The organism is Streptomyces sp. NPDC001604 (assembly GCF_042893475.1).
In the GTDB taxonomy this organism is placed as follows: Bacteria; Actinomycetota; Actinomycetes; order Streptomycetales; family Streptomycetaceae; genus Streptomyces.
Genome location: NZ_JBIAUY010000001.1, coordinates 221,746 through 241,946, shown reverse-complemented (window position 1 = coordinate 241,946; position 20,201 = coordinate 221,746). Strand labels below are relative to the sequence as shown.

21 protein-coding genes and 2 pseudogenes are annotated in these 20,201 nt (G+C 72.0%); 14 read left to right on the top strand and 9 right to left on the bottom strand.

Going from position 1 to position 20,201, the window contains the following annotated elements; translation table 11 throughout:
• Positions 1 to 4: 4 nt before the first annotated feature.
• The gene (locus tag ACFY1E_RS01145) at positions 5 to 637 is read right to left on the bottom strand and encodes a response regulator (RefSeq protein ID WP_389071567.1); all 633 of its coding nucleotides are present in this window, start codon (positions 635 to 637) and stop codon (positions 5 to 7) included.
• Between ACFY1E_RS01145 and ACFY1E_RS01140 the strand changes: the two are divergent.
• A pseudogene (locus tag ACFY1E_RS01140) lies at positions 623 to 988 on the top strand (AbfB domain-containing protein); the annotation flags it as partial. The gene ACFY1E_RS01145 and the pseudogene ACFY1E_RS01140 sit on opposite strands and share 15 nt — an antisense overlap.
• Before the next feature lie 80 nt (positions 989 to 1,068).
• On the opposite strand, the gene ACFY1E_RS01135 reads toward ACFY1E_RS01140, so the two are convergent.
• The 3 genes from ACFY1E_RS01135 to ACFY1E_RS01125 are packed head-to-tail and all read right to left on the bottom strand — an operon-like array spanning position 1,069 to position 3,964.
• The gene (locus tag ACFY1E_RS01135; RefSeq protein WP_389069912.1) at positions 1,069 to 2,349 is read right to left on the bottom strand and encodes a sensor histidine kinase; all 1,281 of its coding nucleotides are present in this window, start codon (positions 2,347 to 2,349) and stop codon (positions 1,069 to 1,071) included.
• Positions 2,350 to 2,366: 17 nt separating this feature from the next.
• Positions 2,367 to 3,083 carry an ABC transporter permease gene (locus ACFY1E_RS01130; protein ID WP_389071565.1) on the bottom strand — a complete coding sequence of 239 codons (717 nt, stop codon included), beginning with the start codon at positions 3,081 to 3,083 and terminating at the stop codon, positions 2,367 to 2,369.
• Positions 3,083 to 3,964, bottom strand: coding sequence for an ATP-binding cassette domain-containing protein (locus ACFY1E_RS01125; protein ID WP_389071562.1), 882 nt, complete (start codon positions 3,962 to 3,964; stop codon positions 3,083 to 3,085). Before ACFY1E_RS01125 ends, ACFY1E_RS01130 begins: the two co-directional genes overlap by 1 nt.
• 321 nt (positions 3,965 to 4,285) lie before the next feature.
• Between ACFY1E_RS01125 and ACFY1E_RS01120 the strand changes: the two genes are divergently transcribed.
• The 3 genes from ACFY1E_RS01120 to ACFY1E_RS01110 all read left to right on the top strand — a co-directional run bounded on the left by ACFY1E_RS01120 (position 4,286) and on the right by ACFY1E_RS01110 (position 7,247).
• Entirely contained in the window at positions 4,286 to 5,143 is an 858-nt protein-coding gene (locus ACFY1E_RS01120) for a MaoC/PaaZ C-terminal domain-containing protein (RefSeq protein WP_389069909.1), read from the top strand.
• A 29-nt stretch (positions 5,144 to 5,172) separates the two neighbouring features.
• Complete coding sequence (locus tag ACFY1E_RS01115) at positions 5,173 to 6,249, top strand: Zn-dependent alcohol dehydrogenase (protein WP_389069906.1); 1,077 nt, start codon at positions 5,173 to 5,175, stop codon at positions 6,247 to 6,249.
• Positions 6,250 to 6,341: 92 nt separating this feature from the next.
• Complete coding sequence (locus ACFY1E_RS01110; RefSeq protein ID WP_389069904.1) at positions 6,342 to 7,247, top strand: 3-oxoacyl-ACP reductase; 906 nt, start codon at positions 6,342 to 6,344, stop codon at positions 7,245 to 7,247.
• An 88-nt stretch (positions 7,248 to 7,335) separates the two neighbouring features.
• Here ACFY1E_RS01110 and ACFY1E_RS01105 read toward each other — a convergent pair whose 3' ends face one another.
• Complete coding sequence (locus tag ACFY1E_RS01105) at positions 7,336 to 7,491, bottom strand: hypothetical protein (protein WP_389069901.1); 156 nt, start codon at positions 7,489 to 7,491, stop codon at positions 7,336 to 7,338.
• A gap of 96 nt (positions 7,492 to 7,587) precedes the next feature.
• Complete coding sequence (locus ACFY1E_RS01100) at positions 7,588 to 8,766, bottom strand: hypothetical protein (protein ID WP_389069899.1); 1,179 nt, start codon at positions 8,764 to 8,766, stop codon at positions 7,588 to 7,590.
• Between the two features lie 220 nt (positions 8,767 to 8,986).
• Here ACFY1E_RS01100 and ACFY1E_RS01095 point away from each other — a divergent pair, with 220 nt between their 5' ends.
• The 3 genes from ACFY1E_RS01095 to ACFY1E_RS01085 are packed head-to-tail and all read left to right on the top strand — an operon-like array spanning position 8,987 to position 11,780.
• Positions 8,987 to 9,838 carry a Nif3-like dinuclear metal center hexameric protein gene (locus tag ACFY1E_RS01095; RefSeq protein WP_389069896.1) on the top strand — a complete coding sequence of 284 codons (852 nt, stop codon included), beginning with the start codon at positions 8,987 to 8,989 and terminating at the stop codon, positions 9,836 to 9,838.
• Positions 9,835 to 10,578 carry a zinc ribbon domain-containing protein gene (locus ACFY1E_RS01090; RefSeq protein WP_389071560.1) on the top strand — a complete coding sequence of 248 codons (744 nt, stop codon included), beginning with the start codon at positions 9,835 to 9,837 and terminating at the stop codon, positions 10,576 to 10,578. Before ACFY1E_RS01095 ends, ACFY1E_RS01090 begins: the two co-directional genes overlap by 4 nt.
• A gap of 11 nt (positions 10,579 to 10,589) precedes the next feature.
• Positions 10,590 to 11,780: a bifunctional RNase H/acid phosphatase gene (locus ACFY1E_RS01085; RefSeq protein WP_389069893.1), complete on the top strand. Its 1,191-nt coding sequence runs from the start codon at positions 10,590 to 10,592 to the stop codon at positions 11,778 to 11,780.
• Here the strand turns inward: ACFY1E_RS01085 and eda are convergent.
• Both eda and yaaA read right to left on the bottom strand, forming a co-directional pair.
• The gene (gene eda, locus ACFY1E_RS01080; protein WP_389069891.1) at positions 11,755 to 12,393 is read right to left on the bottom strand and encodes a bifunctional 4-hydroxy-2-oxoglutarate aldolase/2-dehydro-3-deoxy-phosphogluconate aldolase; all 639 of its coding nucleotides are present in this window, start codon (positions 12,391 to 12,393) and stop codon (positions 11,755 to 11,757) included. The two genes, ACFY1E_RS01085 and eda, sit on opposite strands and share 26 nt — an antisense overlap.
• A gap of 130 nt (positions 12,394 to 12,523) precedes the next feature.
• The gene (yaaA, locus tag ACFY1E_RS01075; protein ID WP_389069888.1) at positions 12,524 to 13,306 is read right to left on the bottom strand and encodes a peroxide stress protein YaaA; all 783 of its coding nucleotides are present in this window, start codon (positions 13,304 to 13,306) and stop codon (positions 12,524 to 12,526) included.
• Between the two features lie 66 nt (positions 13,307 to 13,372).
• Between yaaA and ACFY1E_RS01070 the strand changes: the two genes are divergently transcribed.
• The 5 genes and pseudogenes from ACFY1E_RS01070 to ACFY1E_RS01050 all read left to right on the top strand — a co-directional run bounded on the left by ACFY1E_RS01070 (position 13,373) and on the right by ACFY1E_RS01050 (position 16,913).
• Positions 13,373 to 14,806 carry an RNB domain-containing ribonuclease gene (locus ACFY1E_RS01070; protein ID WP_389069886.1) on the top strand — a complete coding sequence of 478 codons (1,434 nt, stop codon included), beginning with the start codon at positions 13,373 to 13,375 and terminating at the stop codon, positions 14,804 to 14,806.
• Between the two features lie 264 nt (positions 14,807 to 15,070).
• Complete coding sequence (locus ACFY1E_RS01065) at positions 15,071 to 15,649, top strand: Uma2 family endonuclease (protein WP_389069884.1); 579 nt, start codon at positions 15,071 to 15,073, stop codon at positions 15,647 to 15,649.
• Positions 15,650 to 15,668: 19 nt separating this feature from the next.
• Positions 15,669 to 15,785 (top strand): annotated as a pseudogene (locus tag ACFY1E_RS01060) (AraC family ligand binding domain-containing protein); the annotation flags it as partial.
• Between the two features lie 197 nt (positions 15,786 to 15,982).
• Positions 15,983 to 16,396, top strand: coding sequence for a DUF4260 family protein (locus ACFY1E_RS01055; RefSeq protein WP_389069881.1), 414 nt, complete (start codon positions 15,983 to 15,985; stop codon positions 16,394 to 16,396).
• Positions 16,389 to 16,913: a TetR/AcrR family transcriptional regulator gene (locus ACFY1E_RS01050; protein ID WP_389069879.1), complete on the top strand. Its 525-nt coding sequence runs from the start codon at positions 16,389 to 16,391 to the stop codon at positions 16,911 to 16,913. Before ACFY1E_RS01055 ends, ACFY1E_RS01050 begins: the two co-directional genes overlap by 8 nt.
• A gap of 97 nt (positions 16,914 to 17,010) precedes the next feature.
• Here the strand turns inward: ACFY1E_RS01050 and ACFY1E_RS01045 are convergent, their stop codons facing one another.
• Positions 17,011 to 18,585 carry an FAD-dependent monooxygenase gene (locus ACFY1E_RS01045; RefSeq protein WP_389069876.1) on the bottom strand — a complete coding sequence of 525 codons (1,575 nt, stop codon included), beginning with the start codon at positions 18,583 to 18,585 and terminating at the stop codon, positions 17,011 to 17,013.
• A 47-nt stretch (positions 18,586 to 18,632) separates the two neighbouring features.
• Here ACFY1E_RS01045 and ACFY1E_RS01040 point away from each other — a divergent pair, with 47 nt between their 5' ends.
• Together ACFY1E_RS01040 and ACFY1E_RS01035 are read left to right on the top strand one after the other, a co-directional pair.
• On the top strand, positions 18,633 to 19,262 hold the full coding sequence (locus ACFY1E_RS01040; RefSeq protein WP_389069874.1) for a TetR/AcrR family transcriptional regulator: 630 nt from the start codon (positions 18,633 to 18,635) through the stop codon (positions 19,260 to 19,262).
• 99 nt (positions 19,263 to 19,361) lie between these two features.
• Positions 19,362 to 20,183 (top strand): helix-turn-helix domain-containing protein, encoded by an 822-nt coding sequence (locus ACFY1E_RS01035; protein WP_389069871.1) that lies wholly within the window; start codon positions 19,362 to 19,364, stop codon positions 20,181 to 20,183.
• The last annotated feature ends 18 nt before the right edge of the window (positions 20,184 to 20,201 follow it).

Sequence of the window (20,201 nt, the reverse complement as noted above, 5' to 3'; positions counted from 1 at the left end):
GGGGTCACAGCCACCCCTGCTGCCGGGCCTCCCGCATCGCCTCCATCCGGTTGCGGGTGCCCGTCTTGCCGATGGCGGACGAGAGGTAGTTGCGGACCGTCGACTCCGACAGATGCAGCTTGCCGGCGATGTCGGCGACCGTCGCACCGTCCACGGACGCCTTGAGGACATCGCACTCGCGGGCGGTCAGGGGGCTCGGCCCGGCGCTGAGCGCGGCGGCCGCGAGCGCGGGGTCGATCACGGTCTCGCCGGTCAGCACCCGGCGGATCGCTGCGGCCAACTCCTCTACAGGGCCGTCCTTCACGAGGAAGCCGGCCGCTCCGGCCTCCATCGCGCGGCGCAGATAGCCGGGCCGCCCGAAGGTGGTGAGGATCAGCACCCGGCAGTCGGGGACCTGCTCGCGCAGCTCGGCCGCCGCGTCCAGGCCGCTCATGCCCGGCAGTTCGATGTCCAGCAGGGCCACGTCGGGCCGGTGGGTCAGCGCGGCGTCCACGATCGCGTCGCCCGCCGCGACCTGGGCGACGACCTCCAGGTCCGCCTCCATGCCGAGCAGCAGGGCGAGCGCGCCCCGCATCATTCCCTGGTCCTCGGCGAGCAGGACCCGCACGTTCTTCGACGGCCGGTGATCCCGGGGCATCTCGTTCACGGTCCAAGAGTAGGGCGGGGACGGGAGCGCGGCCCGACCAGGAAGGCGCGATCGTCCTCGGCACCGGCGGCGACAACAGCAACGGCGGCACTCGACAAGAGCGACGCCACCTGGATCGTCCGTCGCGGGCTGGCGAGCAGTTCCTGCGTCTCCTTCGAGTCGCGCAACTACCCCGGTCACTTCCTGCGCCACTGCAACTACCAGCTCCTGCGCCGGCCCATGGACGGCAGCGCGCAGTTCAGATCCGACGCCACCTTCTGCCCGACGACCGGCAAGAGCGGCACGGGGACCTCGTTCGCCTCGTACAACTACCCGGCCAAGTTCCTCCGCCACTACGACGTCAACGTCTGCACAGCGAGCAACGGCGGCTCCAACACCTGGGACAGCGTCACGTCCTGGGCGGACGACGTGAAGCTGGGCCGTCAGCTCGCCGTGGGCGCCGTAGCCCCCACCGGTTCGGACACGTCGTCGGCCTCCACCGGGAGTTCGGCGGTGACGGTGAAACCGCCTCGCGGCGACGGACCGGCCTGCAAGGAGCCGCCGGCCGCTGCGAGGCGCTCCGTCAGCCCCTTCAGGCCGGTACCGCCGATGCCCGGCAAGGGCGGGGAGGAGGGCGTGGACGGCACGCCCTCCCCGTTGTCCGCGACCGTGAGGCTGACGCGCTCGGGGCTGCTGTGCACGGTGATCTCGCAGCGCGTGGCACCGGCGTGCCGCACGACGTTCGTGACCGCCTCCCGCACCACCCAGCCCAACAGCGCCTCGGTCTGCGGGGCGAGGGGCGCGCCGGTGCGGCGGACCACTGGTTCGACGGCCGCCGCGGACAGGGCCGAGCGGGCCCGGTCCAGTTCGGTGGCGAGGCTGCCCTCGCGGTAGCCGGTCACGGCCTCGCGGATCTCGGTGAGCGCCTGGCGGCCGACGGACTCGATGTCGCCGATCTGGGTGAGCGCCGCGTCCAGGTTCCCCGGGGCGAGCCTCCGGGCCGCCTCCGACTTCACCACGATCACCGACAGGGTGTGCCCGAGCAGGTCGTGCAGATCGCGGGAGAAGCGCAGGCGCTCCTTCTCCACCGCCTGGTGCGCCAGCTTCTCGCGGGCGGCGCGCAGTTCCCGTACCGCCTCGGACAGGGACAGGATCGCCGCCGTCACCATCGTCGAGATCCAGGCGGCGTAGGCGATGTTCAGGCCGTTCCAGCCCTCGTGGATTGCGGAGACGGCGGCGGCGAGCGCCGTGACGGCCAGACCGGCCCAGCGCAGGTGCTCGCCCCGCAGCGCCGCGCCCGTCGCCAGGCCCAGCAGGGGGAAGAACAGCAGCCAGCTGCCGCCGTAGCCGCCGGCGAGGCCGCAGGTGATCGCGGCCATCAGGGCCAGAGCCACCCGTGTGGAGGTCGCCTTCCGCTTCTCCTTCACGAAGGAGCGGGTCGCCACGTAGATGTAGAGGGAGTTGAAGGCGAGCAGTCCCAGGCCGCCGATCCACGGGTTGGGGGTCTTGCCCTGGAAGAGGTTGGAGAACGCGCCCATCCCCATCAGCAGCCAGGGCAGCAGAGAGAAGGCGGTCGGCGGTGGCCCGGGGTCCTCGGGGACCTCGGCGCCGGTGCGGCGCGCCTGTCTCTGAGCGACCTTGAAAGCCTGCATGTCCGCCTGCCATCGCGCCCGCACGGCCCGCCACTCACGCAGCTGACAGGCGACCCCTCGTATCCAGGACATGTCTCCGCTCCCCCCGTTCAGGCGGTCCGTCCGGACCGCCGGTACGACAGCACAGCGTACGAACCGAAGGCCAGCAGCCAGAGGGTCAGCACCGCGATCGCGCCAAGGGCCGGGGCGCGGCCCTCCGCCGCAGAGGTGCCCAGCTGGGCGAAACGGTAGGTGGGCGTGTACGCCGACAGCGTGCGCAGCCAGTGCGGGAACAGGGTGACCGGGAACCACAGGCCGCCGAGGACCGCGAGGCCCAGGTTGCAGGCCATGTTCGTCACGCCGGTGGTCTGCCCGGTCAGCCGGTAGCCGTTGCCCAGGCCCAGCAGGGTGAAGGGCAGCGAGCCCAGCCACAGCAGCGCCGCGACCGCCGCCCACTGCCAGGCCTCCAGCCGTACGCCGTTGAGCAGACCGCCCGCGGCGAGCACCGCGAGGATGGCGGGCAGCACCGTCACCGAGCCGGTCAGCGTGCGGCCGACGACGACCTGGCGGGGGGTCATCGGGGTCACGCGCAGCTGCCGCAGCCAGCCGATCGCCCGGTCCTCGGCGACCCCGCCGCCGGTGTTGAGGGCGCAGCCGACGGCGCCGTAGCCCGCCATGCCCACCATCGCGCCGGTCTTCCAACTCCCGTCGTCCGTACCGAGGTTGGTGAACAGCAGATACATCAGCACCGGCATCGCGATCCCGCCGATCACAAAACCCGCGTCGCGCAGGGTCCGGCGTACTTCGAGCCGCAGATAGTCCAGCATCACGCCGCCTCCGTCACCCGTGCGGTCAGAGCCAGGAACGCGTCGTCGAGCGAGGCGGGCGCGACCTCCAGGCGGCGTATCGCGCCCAGTTCGGCCAGTGCGACCACCGTCGCGTCCGGGTCGTCGGTGCGCAACCGTGCCCGCTCCCCGCGCACCTCCACCGACCGCACCCCCGGCAGCATTTCCAGGCCCTCCGTGCCCCGCCCCGCGAGGTCGAAGGCGACCAGGCTGCCGCCCACCGACCGCTTGAGCTGCTCGCCGGTGCCGTCCGCGACGATCCGGCCCCCGTCGATGACGAGGATGCGGTCGGCATACGCGTCCGCCTCCTCCAGATGGTGGGTGGAGAACAGCACGGTGTGACCGAGCCGGGCGTAGGACCGCATCGACGCCCAGAAGGCGAGCCGCGCCTCCACGTCCAGGGCGGCGGTCGGCTCGTCCAGGACGATCAGCGAGGGGTTCCCGGCGAGTGCCACGGCGAATCGCACGCGCTGCGTCTGACCGCCGGACAGCCGGTCCACCCGCCGCCCCGCCAGCTCGGTGATCCCGGCCAGTTGCAGGGCCCGCGCGACGGGCATCGGGTCCGGGTAGCGGCCGGCCACGAAGGTCACCAGTTCCCGCACGGTGACCCGGGGCACCGCGCGCCCCTCCTGCAGCATCGCGCCGATCCGCCCGGCGCGCACCGACTGCTCGGGAGGAGCGCCGAAGACCCGTACCGTGCCCTCGTCGGGGTCGTTCAGGCCGAGCAGCAGCGAGATGGTCGTCGACTTGCCGGCGCCGTTGCGGCCGAGCAGCGCCACCGTCTCGCCCTGCGATATCTCCAGGTCCACGCCCCGCAGGGCGCGCACGCCGCCGAAGGTCTTGACCGCCCCCGTGAAGGACACGGCGGGCGGCGCCCCAGTCGTCACCTCGACCGTCGTGCCTGTCGTCGTCCCCGTCGTCTTCGTCATGCCTACGACGCTACGGAGAACAGGTGCCCGCCCGGCAGATGCGCTTGTACGCACTCCGGCAGGACAAATGTCACGGCCGGTCGCACGCTCAGCTGACACAGTGTCAGGAGCCTTCACAAGTGCGGAGCGCTGGGCTATACAGAGGGCGCCGGACTGGAACGCGTTCTAGATCGGCACTCGTGACGACCTCGGTCGCGGCCGACGGTGCGGACGGCCGCGCCGAGGTCTTGAACCATCCGAGCCACCAGGAGCCGTATGCCCATCGACGCAGCGAAGGCCCTCGCCGCCGAGCCCCGTTCCGGCGAGATCACCTGGGACCGCAAGGACGTCCAGCTGTACCACCTCGGCATCGGGGCAGGCATCCCGGCGACCGATCCCGACGAGCTGCGCTACACCCTGGAGTCCCGGCTGCACGTCCTGCCGAGCTTCGCCACCGTCGCGGGCAACGGCTCGCCCGGGGTGATCAGCGGCCTGTCCATGCCCGGCGTCGACGTGGACCTGGCCCGCGTCCTGCACGGCGGCCAGTCCCTCACCCTGCACCGCCCGATCCCCGTCGAGGGCACCGCGACCGCCACCGGCCGTATCGCCGCCGTCCACGACAAGGGCAAGGCGGCCGTCCTCGTCATGCGCACCGAGGTGGCCGACGCCGACGGCCCGCTGTGGACCAACGACGCCCAGATCTTCGTACGAGGGGAAGGCGGCTGGGGCGGAGACCGCGGGCCCTCGAGCCGCCTGGAGCCGCCCGCCGGGGAACCCGACCGCACCGTCGAGCGCCCGATCCGCGAGGACCAGGCCCTGCTCTACCGCCTCTCCGGCGACTGGAACCCGCTGCACGCCGACCCGGACTTCGCCAAGACCGCCGGGTTCGAAAAGCCCATCCTGCACGGGCTGTGCACCTACGGCATGACGCTCAAGGCGGTCGTCGACACGCTGCTCGGCGGGGACGTGACGCGGGTGCGGTCGTACGCCACCCGGTTCGCGGGTGTCGTGTATCCCGGCGAGACCCTGCGCATCCGCATGTGGCGGGGGGACTCGCAGGTCCGCGTGGCCGTGAGCGCCGTGGAGCGGGACGACGCGCCCGTCCTCGCCGACACGATCGTCGAACACTCTTGATCCAGCAGGCAGTTGAGGGGAGCCGCACCATGCGCGCAGCCGTACTGCACGAGATCGGCCAGGACAAACTCGAGGTCTTCGAGGACGTCGAGGCGACGGGCTTCGGGCCCGGCAAGGTGAGGATCCGGGTGCGGGCCACCGGGCTGTGCCACTCGGACCTGTCCGCGATGAGCGGGGTGCTGCCGCAGCCGGCGCCGTTCGTGCCCGGGCACGAGGGGGCGGGTGAGATCGTCGAGGTCGGCGAAGGCGTCAGCCACCTGAAGGCGGGCGACCGGGTCGTGGTCTGCTGGCTGCCGGCCTGTGGCGCGTGTCCGGCGTGCAAGCGCGGGCAGACCGAGCTGTGCCTGGCCGGGTTCATGAACGCGGGCACCCCCAACTTCCGCCGCCCCGGCGGTGACGTCTTCGGCTTCGCGGGCACCGGCACCTTCGCCGAAGAGGTCGTCGTGGACGCGGGCTGCGCGGTGCCGATCCCGGACGACGTGCCCTTCGACATCGCCGCGTTGATCGGCTGCGGCGTCACGACCGGGCTAGGCGCCGCGCTCAACACGGCAGACGTGGAGGCCGGTTCGTCGGTCGCCGTCATCGGTTGCGGCGGGGTCGGGATCTCCGCGATCCAGGGGGCGCGGCTCAAGGGCGCCGCCGAGATCGTCGCCGTCGACCCGGTCGCCTCGCGCCGTGAGTCCGCCCTCAGGTTCGGCGCCACGAAGGCGGTCTCGCCGGACGAGCTGGCCGACGCCAAGCAGAACGTCACCGGCGGCGAGGGCTTCGACTACGTCTTCGAGGTCGTCGGCAAGTCGGCCACCGCCCGCACCGCCTACGACAACACGCGGCGCGGCGGCACCCTCGTCGTCGTCGGCGCGGGCGCCATGGACGACTTCCTCCAGCTCAACATGTTCGAGCTGTTCTTCGACGAGAAGCGGATCCTGCCGTCGATGTACGGCGGCGGTGACGTCCTGCGCTCCTACGAGCGGACCATCGCGCTGTGGCGGGCGGGCCGCGTGGACCTGGCGGGCCTGATCACGCACCGGGTGCCGTTGAGCGAGATCAACGAGGCGCTGGACCAGATGCGGACGGGCACGGCGCTGCGCACGTGCATCGAGATCTGACGGGGGTGCCTGTGTCGTTGCCGCAGCAGGGACCGCAGCAGGGACCGCAGCAAGGACCGCAGCAAGGGCCGCTGGAGGGGTTGTCCGCCGTCGTGACCGGGGCCGGTCGCGGTCTGGGCCGGGCCGAGGCGCTCGAACTCGCCCGGCTCGGCGCCGCCGTCGTCGTCAACGACTTCGGGCAGCCGGGCCGGGACGGCTCGGGGGAGGCCTCGGCGGGCCCCGCCGAAGAGGTCGCCGCCGAGATCCGCGCCGCGGGCGGCAAGGCGCTCGCTCACACCGGGGACGTGGCCGACTTCCAACAGGCCCAAGACCTGGTGGAGTTGGCGATCGGCGAGTTCGGCAAGCTGGACATCCTGGTCAACAACGCGGGCATCCTGCGCGACCGCATGGTCTTCTCCATGACCGAGGACGAGTGGGACGCGGTGATCCGGGTCCACCTCAAGGGCCACTTCAACACGACCCACTTCGCTGCCGCGCACTGGCGCGAGCGCTCCAAGGCCGCGGGAGCGCCGGTCTACGGGCGGATCGTGAACACCTCGTCCGAGGCCTTCCTGGCGGGCTCGGCCGGGCAGCCCAACTATGCGGCCGCGAAGGGCGGAATCGTGGGCCTCACCACCTCCACGGCCCTCGCGCTCGCCAAGTACGGCGTCACGGCCAACGCGATCTGCCCGCGCGCCCGCACCCGGATGACCGAGGACGTCTTCGCCGGGTTCGAGCAGCCGACCGACGGCCTCGACCCGCTCGCCCCCGAGCATGTCGCCCCGCTCGTCGGCTACCTGGCCTCGCCCGCCGCGGCCCGCGTCAACGGCCAGCTGCTCGTCGTGCACGGCGGCATGGTGGCCGTGGTCGAACGGCCGCGGGTGCAGGCGAAGTTCGACAGCAAGCAGGACACCTTCACCTACGACGAGCTGGACGCCGTCCTCACTCCGCACTACGCGGCCCGGCCGCCGGGCGAGACCTTCGCGGCGGCGGAAGTACTGGGCCTCAAGCGGGCGTAGACACAAGCGGGCCTAGACACAAGCGGGCGTAGACATACGGAAGGGGCTCGCACACCGGCCGGTGTGCGAGCCCCTTCCCTGCGTACCCTCAGGCAGCCGCTTCGCTGTCCTCGGCCGGCTTGCGGTGGCGGCCGTGAGGGGCCGTGTCACCGTCCTGGGCCGAACTCGGACCCCGGTGCCGGCCGTGACCGGCGTCTTCCCGGGACTCGGCGGACAGCGGCTGCATGGTGCTTGTGTCGCTCATCGGAAGGATTCACCCCGTCAACATGATCTTTCAAACAGCCGGGCGAGTTTAACCGGCCACCCTCCTCGCGACTCCAGACGGGCACGCCCATCGGCACTATTTCGTTACAAGACGTCCCAAGGGCGCTTGCTGCAAGGGCACGGGACGCGGTGCGACGGGCTCCGGAGGATCCGGCTGTGCCGGCTCACCCCGTGCCGGATCCTCCGGGCCCGCGCCCCCCGATCCCCCTGCATCCCCCGATCCCCCCGTCTCCCCCGAGGGCGCCGCCACCTGCGCCACGCCGCACGGCACCTCGGCCGTGGCGTACGGCAGTTGGAGCACCCCGTCCCTGGTCCACATCCCCGCGCCCGCCAACCACCCGTACGGCGCGGCGAGATGATGCACCTGCCGACGGTCCGGCCGCCACAGGCCCACCCAGCTGCCGACGGGCCCGTCGATGCGCAGCGCCACCCCGCAGCTCTCCGGCAGCAGCACCTGCCCCGGCTGGATGGCGAAGGGCGTCACGACACACTCGGGCAGCCGCAGACACTCCGGGAAGCGCACCGGCAGGGTGCTGCCCAGCACCCCCCAGCCCAGCCGCTCCTCACCCGGCGAGGGCGCGTCGGAGCGGATCAGCAGCAGCCCGCTGTCCGGGTCGGCGAGCAGCAGCCGGTCGTCGCTCCCCTCGGCGATCTGCAGCAGCGGCGAGACCTCACCGGCCCGCTCCAGGTCGACCACGACCGCCTTGGTCCGGCCGCCGGTCTCCCGGTCGAGCGCCAGCAGCCGCCCCGCCCGGTCCAGCCACACCCCGCCCGAGCAGCGGCCCGGGACCTCCGCCAGCTGCTCAGGACCGAAGGCGCCGCCCGCCACCAGCCACACCGTGCTGGAGCGCCGGCCCACGGCAAGGGCGTACGCCTTCTCCCCGCCCGGCGCGGGCGGCAGCAGCCGTAGCCGGGCGCCCTCCTCCGGGCACTCCACCGCGCCGAGCAGCACCTCGCCGGTGCCCGGTCCGGTCGGGTACAGCAGTGAGAACAGGTGCCGCCCCTCCGCCCGCCGGTGGATGAGGACCCGCCCGTCGCCCATCGGCTGCACCTCGGTGCCGGGCTCCTCGGGCTGGTTGCCGGGCAGCGGCACGGCGTACGGCTCGGGGCCGTCCAGCGTCCAGCGCTCCGGGAACCAGGAGCCGCCGGCCGGCGCGAGGCGGGCGGCGTAGGCGCCGTCCACGGTGATGGTGCAGCCGGATTGCGGGGCGCCGTCCTCGGGAGCAGCCTCGGGCTCGATCGCACACGCCGTCATGGTCTGGTCACCTCCGGCGACGAAGCTAGTTTTCGCACGCACACGCGTGGGACCACGAGGCTCCTGCTTCACACATAAGGGTGGCGGGGGAACGATTCGCCTGAGGAAACGGGGGCGGGTGTGCTGAAGGAGCCGGGGGTGAGCGCCGGGGCACCGGTCCCGGTCCATCCGAGTACGGGCACAGGTACAGCGGCACAGATCAGCCAGGTAGCCTTTCAGCGTGCCCCGTCTGTCTGAAGTCATCGCCGCGCTGGAGAACCTGTGGCCCGCTGAGCGGGCCGAGTCCTGGGACGCGGTCGGCACGGTCGTGGGCGACCCCGACCAGGAGGTCACCCGGGTCCTGTTCGCGGTCGACCCCGTGCAGGAGATCGTCGACGAGGCGGTGAAGCTGGGCGCCGACCTGCTGGTCACCCACCACCCGCTCTACCTGCGCGGTACGACGACGGTCGCGGCGAGCCACTTCAAGGGCCGCGTCGTGCACACCCTGATCAAGAACGACATCGCGCTGCACGTCGCCCACACCAACGCGGACACGGCCGACCCCGGTGTCAGCGATGCGTTGGCCGGCGCGCTGGACCTGCGTGTCGTACGTCCCCTGGTGCCGGACCCGGCCGATCCGTCCGGCCGCCGGGGCCTCGGCCGCATCTGCGAGCTGGACCACCCGCTGCCGCTGCGCGAGTTCGCGAAGAAGGCCGCCGCCCGGCTGCCCGCCACCGCGCAGGGCATCCGCGTCGCCGGCGACCCCGAGGCCATCGTCCGCACGGTCGCCGTCAGCGGCGGCTCCGGCGACAGCCTCTTCGACCAGGTGCGCGCGGCCGGTGTCGACGCCTTCCTCACCGCCGACCTGCGCCACCACCCGGCCTCCGAAGCCATCGCCCAAAGCCCCCTCGCGCTGCTCGACGCGGCGCACTGGGCCACCGAATGGCCCTGGTGCGAGCTGGCCGCCACCCAGCTCGACGAGATCTCCGACCGTCACGGATGGGACCTCAGGGTCCATGTCTCCAAGACGGTCACCGACCCCTGGACGGCCCACGCGGCCTCCCCCGATCCCACTGCAGGAGCCCCCAACTGAACGCCGCGCCCGCCGACCAGATCCGACTCCTCGACGTCCAGGCCCTCGACGTACGCCTGCAGCAGCTCGCGCACAAGCGGAAGTCGCTGCCCGAGCACGCCGAGATCGAGTCGCTGACCAAGGACCTCACCCAGCTGCGCGACCTGCTGGTGGCCGCGCAGACCGAGGAGAGCGACACCGCCCGCGAGCAGACCAAGGCCGAGCAGGACGTGGACCAGGTGCGCCAGCGCGCCGCCCGCGACCAGAAGCGCCTGGACTCCGGCGCCGTCACCTCCCCCAAGGACCTGGAGAACCTCCAGCGCGAGATCGCCTCCCTCGCCAAGCGGCAGAGCGACCTCGAGGACGTCGTCCTGGAGGTCATGGAGCGCATCGAGTCCGTGCAGGAGCGGGTCGCCGAGCTCACCGAGCGGGTCTCCTCCGTCCAGTCGAAGATCGACGACGCGACCGCGCGCCGTGACGCCGCCTTCGAGGAGATCGACGGCGAGGTGGCGACGGTGACCAAGGAGCGCGAGGTCATCGCGGGCACCATCCCCGCCGACCTGCTCAAGCTCTACGACAAGCTGCGCGAGCAGCAGGGCGGCATCGGCGCGGCCAAGCTGTACCAGCGCACCTGTCAGGGCTGCCGCCAGGAGCTGGCGATCACCGACATCAACGACATCCGCGCGGCCGCCCCCGACACGGTGGTGCGCTGCGAGAACTGCCGTCGCATCCTGGTGCGCACGGCCGAGTCCGGCCTCTAGGAGCCTTTAGCGTGCGGGAGTTCATCGTCGAGGCCGACGGCGGTTCGCGGGGCAACCCGGGACCCGCGGGCTACGGATCCGTGGTGCTCGACGCGGCGACGGGGGAGACCCTGGTCGAGGCCGCGGAGTACATCGGCGTCGCCACCAACAACGTCGCCGAGTACCGGGGCCTGCTGGCGGGCCTGCGCGCAGCCCACGAACTCGACCCCTCGGCCAAGGTCCGCGTCCGCATGGACTCCAAGCTGGTCGTCGAGCAGATGTCGGGCCGCTGGAAGATCAAGCACCCCGACATGAAGCCGCTGGCGACGGTGGCTGCCCGCGTGTTCCCGCCGGACCAGGTGACGTACGAGTGGATCCCGCGGGAGCAGAACAAGCACGCGGACCGGCTGGCGAACGAGGCGATGGACGCGGGCAAGCGCGGCGAGCAGTGGTCGCCGTCGGCGTCGACGGCGGAGCTGGAGGCGGCCGCCGCGAGGACCGCGGTCGCCGAGCCGCCCGCCGCCGACGTCCCGAAGGCCGAGGCCGATGTGCGGGCCGCGACAGCCGTCGCCTCCCCTGGCTGGGCCCCCGCCGACCTGGGCGCGCCCGCGACCTTCGTCCTGCTGCGGCACGGTGAGACCCCGCTGACCCCGCAGAAGCGTTTCTCGGGCAGCGGCGGCACCAACCCCTCCCTGTCCGACGTCGGCCGGGAGCAGGCCGAGCGCGCCGGGGCCGCACTGGCCCGGCGCGGCACGATCCAGGCGATCGTCGCGTCACCTCTCGCCCGCACCCGCGAGACGGCGGGCATTGTCGCCTCCCACCTCGGCCTCGAGGTGACCATCGACGACGGACTCATCGAGACCAACTTCGGCGCCTGGGAAGGGCTGACGTTCGCCGAGGTCCGCGAACGCTACCCCGACGACCTGAACGCCTGGCTCGCCGACCCGCACGCCCAGCCCTCGGGCGGCGGCGAGAGCTTCGCGGCGACCGCGACCCGTATCGAGGCCACCCGGGACAAGCTGGTGGCGGCGTACGCGGGCCGCACGGTCCTGCTGGTCTCCCACGTCACGCCGATCAAGACGTTCGTACGCCTGGCTCTGGGCGCCCCGCCCGAGTCCCTGTTCCGCATGGAGCTGTCGGCGGCCGCACTGTCCGCGGTGGCGTACTACGCGGACGGCAACGCGAGCGTACGGCTCTTCAACGACACGTCCCACCTGCGCTGAGGCCCGCTGCCTCGCGGGCAAGGCCTTCGATCCGCCCCCAGTCGCGGGCGGTGAGGGCATCCGCGGGGAGCATCCAAGTGCCGCCCACACAGCCGACGTTGGGCAGCGACAGGTAGTCGGGGGCGTTGGCAGGACCGATGCCCCCGGTAGGACAGAACCGCGCCTGCGGCAGCGGTCCGGCGAGCGACTTCAGATACGCCGTGCCGCCTGCCGCCTGCGCCGGGAAGAACTTCATCTCCCGCACCCCGCGCTCCAGCAGCGCCACCACCTCCGAGGTGGTGGACACCCCCGGCAGGAACGGCACCCCGGACGCCTTCATGGCCTCCAGCAGTACGTCCGTCCAACCCGGGCTGACCAGGAAGCGCGCCCCGGCGGCCACCGAGTCCTTCACCTGCTCCGGAGTGATCACGGTTCCGGCCCCGACCACCGCTTCGGGCACCGCTTCGGCGATCGCCCGGATGGCGTCCAGCGCGGCCGGCGTCCGCAGCGTCACCTCGATGGCGGGCAGACCGCCGGCCACCAGCGCCCGCGCCAGCGGAACGGCGTCGCCGGCGTCATCGAGGACGACGACAGGCACGACGGGGGCAAGGTCGAGGAGCGATGAGGCGGCCATGCCGACATCGTGCCCGCGTCATGCAGCATGCGCAAAGGTCATTGCGCATGCTGCAACGCAAGAGGGAAGGGCTGGTGGATCGAGGGGGTTGGTCAGTGGATCGGGGTGGGTCAGCGGATCGAGGGGTGAGTCAGTGGATCTCGTCCACCAACACGTCCAGCATCCACGCCTTCCCGGCCCCCGTCGGAGGTTCCACCTCCACCACATAACCGAGCTCGCGCAGCGTCTCCACAAGCTCCGCCGGGCCCTTGGGCGCCGCGCCCGCCGTCAGCAGGCTCCGTACGATCCGCCCCTTGGTCGCCTTGTTGAAGTGGCTGACCACCTTCCGCGTGGGCGCGTGCAGCACCCGTACGCTCGCCGTCCGCCCGGCGACCTCGCCCTTAGGCTTCCACGCGGCCGCGTACGCAGAGGACCGCAGGTCCAGCACCAGCCCGTCCCCGGCGGCCTCGGGCAGCACGGCCGCCATCGGCGTCCGCCAGTACGCGCCCAGCGCCCCGATCCCCGGCAGCTTCACGCCCATCGAGCAGCGGTAGGAGGGGATGCGGTCGTTGACGCGCACCGCACCCCACAGACCGGAGAAGACGAGCAGGGAGCGGGTGGCGCGCTTCTTGGCGGCGGCGTCCAGGGAGGCCAGGTCGAGGGCGTCGTACAGCACACCCGTGTAGATCTCCCCGGCGGGCCGCGCCCCGGCGGTCCGCAGCTCGGCGTTCTTCGCGATCTCGCCCCGCAGCCCCTCGCTCAGCCCGAGCACCTCGCGCGCCTTCTCCTCGTCCCCGGCGCACAGCTCGACCAGTTCGCCGAGTACGGCCTCGCGGGCGGGCGTGAGCCCCGGCAGCGACAGCGACTCCGTCTTCAGCGGGGCGCCACGGCCGGAGGACGCCTTGCCTTCGGAGGGAGGCAGCAGGACAAGCACGGAAGGTCTCCTTCTGTTTGAGCTCCCGGACAGCGTACGGGCCCCGCTGTGCTTACCCTCGGCTGTATGCCCCGCCGCCACATCCGAGTGACCGGCGCCCCCGAAGCCCCCCTCCGGGCCGCCCTCACCGCGCTGCGCACCGAACTCGGCGTCCCCGAGAGCTATCCGCCGGAGGCGCTGGCAGAGGCCGAGCGGGCGGCGAAGACCCCCGCGGTCCCTTCGTACGACGCCACGGACATCCCCCTGTTCACCATCGACCCGCCCGCCTCCACCGACCTCGACCAGGCGATGCACCTGTCCCGGCAGGGCACCGGATACCGGGTGCGGTACGCCATCGCGGACGTGGCCGCATTCGTCGTACCCGGGTCGGCGCTGGACGCGGAGACCCACCGGCGGGTGACCACCCTGTACTTCCCGGACGAGCGGATCCCGCTGCACCCGGCGCTGCTCAGCGAGGGCGCCGCGAGTCTGCTGCCCGGCCAGGTCCGCCCGGCCGCCCTGTGGACGATCGATCTCGACGCGGACGCCCGTACCCTCGCCGTCGACGTCCGCCGCGCCCTCGTCCGCAGCAGCGCCAGGCTGGACTACGCCGCCGTACAGAAGCAGATCGACGACAAGACGGCGGAGGAGCCGCTGGCGCTGCTCAAGGAGATCGGGGAGGCGCGGGAGCGGCTGGAGGTGGAACGGGGCGGGATCTCGCTCAACGTCCCTGAACAGGAGATAGTCGAGCGCGACCACGCCTACGAGCTCAGCTACCGCGCCCCACTCCCGGCCGACGGCTGGAACGCCCAGATCTCCCTGCTGACCGGGATGGCGGCGGCAGATCTCATGCTGGCGGCGGGCACCGGCATCCTGCGCACCCTGCCCGCCGCCCCTGACGGCGCCGTCGGCCGTCTGCGCCGTACCGCGCACGCCCTGCACATCGACTGGCCGCACCACGTCTCGTACGCCCAGCTCATCCGCTCCCTCGACCCGCACCGCCCGCACCACGCGGCCTTCCTCCAGGAGTGCACGACACTGCTGCGCGGCGCCGGCTACACCGTCTTCCGGGACGGCGCCCTCCCGCCCATCACCACACACGCCGCCGTGGCCGCCCCGTACGCCCACTGCACGGCACCGCTACGGCGATTGGCGGACCGGTACGCCTCCGAGCTCTGCCTCGCGGCCGCGGCGGGTGAGCCGCCGCCCGACTGGGTACTGGCAGCCCTGGATGCGCTGCCGCACCAGATGGCCGACGGCAGCCGCCGCGCGGGCACGATCGAGCGCGAGTGCGTCGACATCGTGGAGGCGGCGCTGCTGGCGGGCCGGGTGGGTGAGGTGTTCGACGGCTGCGTGGTGGACGTGGAGGAGCGTCAACCGGGCGTCGGCACCGTCCAGTTGGAGTCCCCGGCGGTCATCGGCCGCATCGAGGGCGAGCACCTGCCGCTGGGGGAGCGGCTGCGGGTACGCCTCACCCAGGCCGATCCGGCATCGGCGAAGGTGCGCTTCACGCCTGCGTGATCGCCCGTACGAGGGCCTCTACGAGGGTGTCGGCATCGTCGACGTGGGAGCGGACGAGGCGGATGCCGACGGGGGCGGCGGGTTCCCCGATCCGCATGGGGTCAGTGGAGAGGCTGACGTCGCGACAGGGGCAAGCGGACGGGCGGGTCGGCTCCTGACGACCATGGCGATCGTGTGCCACGATCGAGGGAACGGTTCCCGATCTCTCGGACAGGAGATCTTCCGATGTCCCAGTCTGGCGAGCGACCGAAGGAGGGGCGTGACATGACTGCCATGGCCCACGAGCCGCTCACGCAGGAAGAGGTCCTGCTGGAGGGCTTTCTCGCCCTGGACACACCGGAGGGTTTCCGGGCCGAGTTGATCGAGGGGGAGATCGTTGTGACGCCGCCGCCGGACGGGGACCACGAGGACTACATCGAGCTGATTGTGAACCAGGTGTACAGGCGGTCCCGGACCGACATGCAGTTCTCCGGCAACAAGGGGCTGAAGCTGCAGGGCGGGGGAGGCTGCCCGAAGGACCACGTGATCCCGGACGGCACGTTCGCCCCCAGGAAGCTGCGGCTTTACCGGGGCGCCGACTCCTGGATGCCCTGCGAGGGCGTCACCATGGTCCTGGAGGTGACCTCGACCAAGCCGAAGGCCGACCGAGAGGCCAAGCGGCGCTGCTACGCCCGTGGGGGGATCCCTCTCCACTTGCTCGTCGACCGGGACGCCTCCTCGATCACGCTGTTCAGCGACCCCGAGAAGGACGACTACCGCGAGCAGTGCACTCGTCCCCTCGGCAAGCCGCTCACCCTCCCCGCCCCCTTCGCCTTCGACCTGGAAACCACGGACTTTCTCTGAGTCGCCCACGTCTCGGCCGCTGCGGGCTGCCCGCTTCCAGCGGCACGTCTACGCCCCGCACGCGCCCGCCGAGTACAGCATCGGCGTCTGTGTCGGCGGCTTGGAGGTCATCGACTACCGCGGCGGCCACGTCCGTCCGCGTGGTGACGCCGACGGTCGCGGCGGGTTCTCCGATCCACATGGAGCCAGCACAGAGGCTGACGTCGCGGCAGGGTCAAGCGGCGGCCGGCCGTCGTACATCGGGCACCCCCTTGACGGCTAACGCCGTTAGCCATACCGTCACGGGTATCAGGCTAACGGTGTTAGCCACTCGCTCCCCGCCCGGAGGCAGCCATGAACACGGTCACGACCACCACGCACCGCTCGGTCCTCCCTCTCGCCCGACGCACGGCCTGGCTCGCGAACGCCCTGTTCTGGTCCGCCTTCGCGGTGCTGGAAGCCGTCAACCACGGCTGGCTCGCCGGCTCCCTCGCCCTCGCCTTCCTCGTCCTGCCGGACCTGACCTTCCTGGTCGCCCTGGACGAGGCGCCCAGGATGGCAAAGGGGCAGTTGGCCCCGCGCGCGGTGCCGTACTACAACGCGATGCACCGGGCCCTGGTCCCGCTGGCGCTGCTCGTTGCCTACGCAGTCGGGCCGGTCAGCTGGGCCCCCGCCTTCGCGGCCCTGTGCGGCTGGCTCGCCCACATCTCGTACGATCGCGCCTTCGGCTACGGACTGCGCACCAAGGAGGGCTTCCAGCGTGGCTGACCGCCTCACCCCTCGCGCCCGCGAGATCGCGACGGAGGCCAGGATCCTCCTGGAGGAGTCCGGGCCGGCCGCGCTCACCCTGCGGGCCCTCGCCGACCGCCTCGGCATCAAGGCCCCGTCCCTCTACAAGCACTTCCCCGACAAGCACGCCGTGGAGGTCGAGCTGATCGCGCAGATGCTGGAGGAGTCGGCGGCGGCCATGGAGTCCGCGGGGAAGCATGAGCCCGGCTCACTCCCCGCACTGGCGGAGGCGTACCGCACGTATGCGCTCGCCCACCCCCACCTCTACTGCCTCGCCACCGAACGCCCCCTGCCCCGCGCCGCCCTCCCCACCGGTCTGGAGGACCGGGCCGCGCTGCCGCTGATGCGGGCCTGCGGTGGCGATCTGGACATGGCACGTTCCGTGTGGGCGTTCGCCCACGGGATGGTGATCCTGGAGATCCACGGCAGGTTTCCGGACGACGCGGATCTGGCCGCGGCGTGGAAACGGGGCCTGAAGGCGTTCCAACCTCAGTAAGGCGCAAGGGGGTTGAAGAGGTGCGCCCACGCCCCGCACGCGCAGGCCGAGTCGAGTACATGATCGACGTCCGGAGCCGCCGCATTCGGCGGCAGGGTCACGCTCCGGCAGCAGCACCGAACCAGAGCTCCAGTGCCCGGTCCAGCGCCTCCCCGCCCTCGTCGTCCTCGTCCGCCGCCCAGGCGACGAAACCGTCCGGGCGCACCAGGAGCCCGGCGAGCCCTGGCCGGTCGGCGCATGTGACGGTGCGGACGTCCACCCGGTCGCCGTATCCCTCGGCGCGGGCGCGGAGCTTGGGGTCGTCGGCGAGGTCCAGTAGCAGGGCGTGCCCGGTGTGCAGGTGGTCGGCGAGGCGGGTGCCGTCGGAGAGTTCCAGGTCGGGGGCGCTGCGGCCGACGAGCGGGTGGTCGCCGGGCAGGTCGTAGCGCTGCCAGACGCCGGAGATCTTCTTGGCGAAGAACGTGGTGCCGGTGACCGTCCGCGACAGCTCGGTGATCACGTCGCGCAGGGCCCGCGCATGCGACTCGGGCCGCATCAGGGCGATCTGGGCCCGCGTCCAGTCGAGCACCCAGGCGCCGATCGGATGCCGTTCGGCGGTGTACGAGTCGAGCAGTCCCTCGGGCGCCCGCCCCCGCACCACTGCCGCGAGCTTCCAGCCCAGGTTCATCGCGTCCCCGATGCCGAGGTTCAGCCCCTGCCCGCCGAACGGCGAGTGCACATGCGCCGCATCGCCCGCAAGCAGCACGCGCCCCTTGCGATAGCTGCTCGCCTGACGGCAGTTGTCGGTGAACCGGGTCGCCGAGTGCACCGCGGTCACAGTGACCTCCACCCCGGTCACCCGGCGCAGGCTGCCCTCCAACTCCCGTGCGGTGATGGGTGCTTCACGGTCGGCCGGGGGCCCGTCGAACTCGACGGTGAGGATCCGCCCCGGCATCGGCCCGTGCACGTACGTCCCCACGTCCGTCGTGTTCCACCCGGTCTTCAGCCCCTCCGCGCCGGTCATCTCCACCAGCGCCTGATATCCGGTGATCTCCGGGTCCGTCCCGGGAAAGTCGAACCCGGCCAGCTTGCGCACCCGGCTGCGCCCGCCGTCACAGCCGACCAGCCAGCCGGCGCGGATCTCCTCCGCCGAGCCCGTCGCGGCGTCGACCACGCCGACGACCACCTGGTCGTCGTACATCTCGAACCCGGTCAGCTCGACCCCCCGACGCACCTCCACCCCGAGCTCCTCGGCCTGCCCGGCAAGGATCCGCTCCAGCGTGGCCTGCGGGACGAAACCGACCCGCTCGGCGGGGCCCGCTCCGCCGAAGTCGGGGTCGCTCTCGTCCAGCAGCTCGCCGTGCAGCCAGATCCCGGCGAAGTGCCCGGCGAACCGAGGTGGCGGCGGTGCATCCTCGTCCTCGCCCCGCGCCCGCCGGAACTTCCGGAAGCCTTTCATCGCCTCCTCCTGCACCGCGGCCAGCGCGGGCAGTAACCCGCGGCGGTACAGCGCCTCGGCGGACGGCAGGTTGATCGCCCCCGCCTTGATCGTCTCGTCCACCTCGGCCAGCCGCTCCACGACGAGCACCCGGGCCCCGCCCAGCCGCAGCTCACAGCCGAGCAGCAGGCCTACGGGCCCGGCACCGGCCACCACGACGTCGTACGTCGTCTTCATGTCCATGGTCTTGTTCATGAGCCAGAGTGTAGTCACTAAAACTTTTTGTTCGCTATAATTTTTGCATGCCAGTTGAAGACGAACGCATGGGCACGGAGCTGCCGCTGCGCGAACGCAAGAAGAGGGAGACCCGGCAGCGGATCTCCGACATCGCGACGGGACTGTTCCAGGAGCGCGGCTTCGACGCGGTGACCGTGGCGGAGGTCGCCCGGGCCGCGGACGTGTCCACCATGACCGTCTTCAACTACTTTCCGCGCAAGGAGGACCTCTACCTCGACCGCATCCCCGAGGCCGCAGCGACCTTCGCCGGCGCCGTCCGCGACCGCCGCCCCGGCGAGACCCCGCTGGCCGCCCTGCGCCGCCTGGCACTCGGCCTCCTCGACCAGGGCCACCCGCTGGCCGGGGTCAACGACCGCTTCCCGACCTACTGGCGAGTCGTCATGGAGTCGCCCAGCCTGCGGGCCCGCGCCCGTGAAGGCCTGGAGGAGGTGGAGACGGCCCTGACAGAGGCGCTGGCGGAAGCATCCGTCGCCGACCCGCACCTGCTCGCGGCCCTGACCGTCGCCGCCTACCGCTCGGTCTACGTCACCACCGCCCGCCGCCTGCTCGCCGGAGAACCGGCGGCCGAACTGATCGCGGACCACCGCACACGCATTGAGGCGGTCTTCGACGTACTGGAGCGGATGGATCCATAACGCCCTGTGCGGTGCCGGGGCATGGAACAGGCCCGGAGTTTGTTGCACCCCGTACGACGACGGAGACGTAGGACGTCGACCGAATGATGGGGGCGCACGGTGAGCGAGCAGGCACTGTGGACCCGCGCGCGCCTAGGCCGCTGCGGCCCGCCCCTCGACCTGCTCACCGCCCGTTTCCAGCGGCACGTCTACGCCCCGCACGCGCACGCCGAGTACACCATCGGCGTCTGCGTCGGCGGCTCCGAGGTCATCGACTACCGCGGCGGCCACATCCGCACCGGCCCCGGCTCGATCATCGTCCTCGACCCCGGCGAGATGCACACCGGCGGCCCCGACACCACCACCGACGGCTACGCCTACCGCGCCCTGTACGCCGACCCCGCCCTCCTCGCCGACGGCACCCTCGGCAACCTCCCGCACTTCCGCGAACCAGTGATCGACGACCCCGAGCTGGTCACCGCACTCCGCGTTGCCCACACCGAACTCAGTGCCTGCCCGGACCCGTTGGAGACGGAATCCCGCCTCCCATGGCTGCTGACGGCCCTGGCCCGCCGCCACTCCACGGCCCGCTCGGCCCCGGACGCGGTGCCGGGCGCCGACCACATCGCTCTAGTAGTCCGCGACCGCCTGGCCGACGAACTCCTGGACCCCCCGTCCCTGGCCGACCTCGCGGCGGAACTGGACTTGTCCCGCTACCAACTCCTCAGAGCCTTCCGTACGACGATGGGGATACCGCCGTACGCCTGGCTGGCCCAGCACCGGGTGAGCCGGGCGCGCACGCTGCTGGAGTCGGGCCTGCGCCCGGCCGAGGTGGCCACCCTGGTCGGCTTCGCGGACCAGGCCCACCTGACGCGCTGGTTCCGCCGGGTGCTGGGGGTGACCCCGGCGGCGTACCGCAACAGCGTTCAAGACGCCAGGTAGGGCCCGGGCCGATTCTGT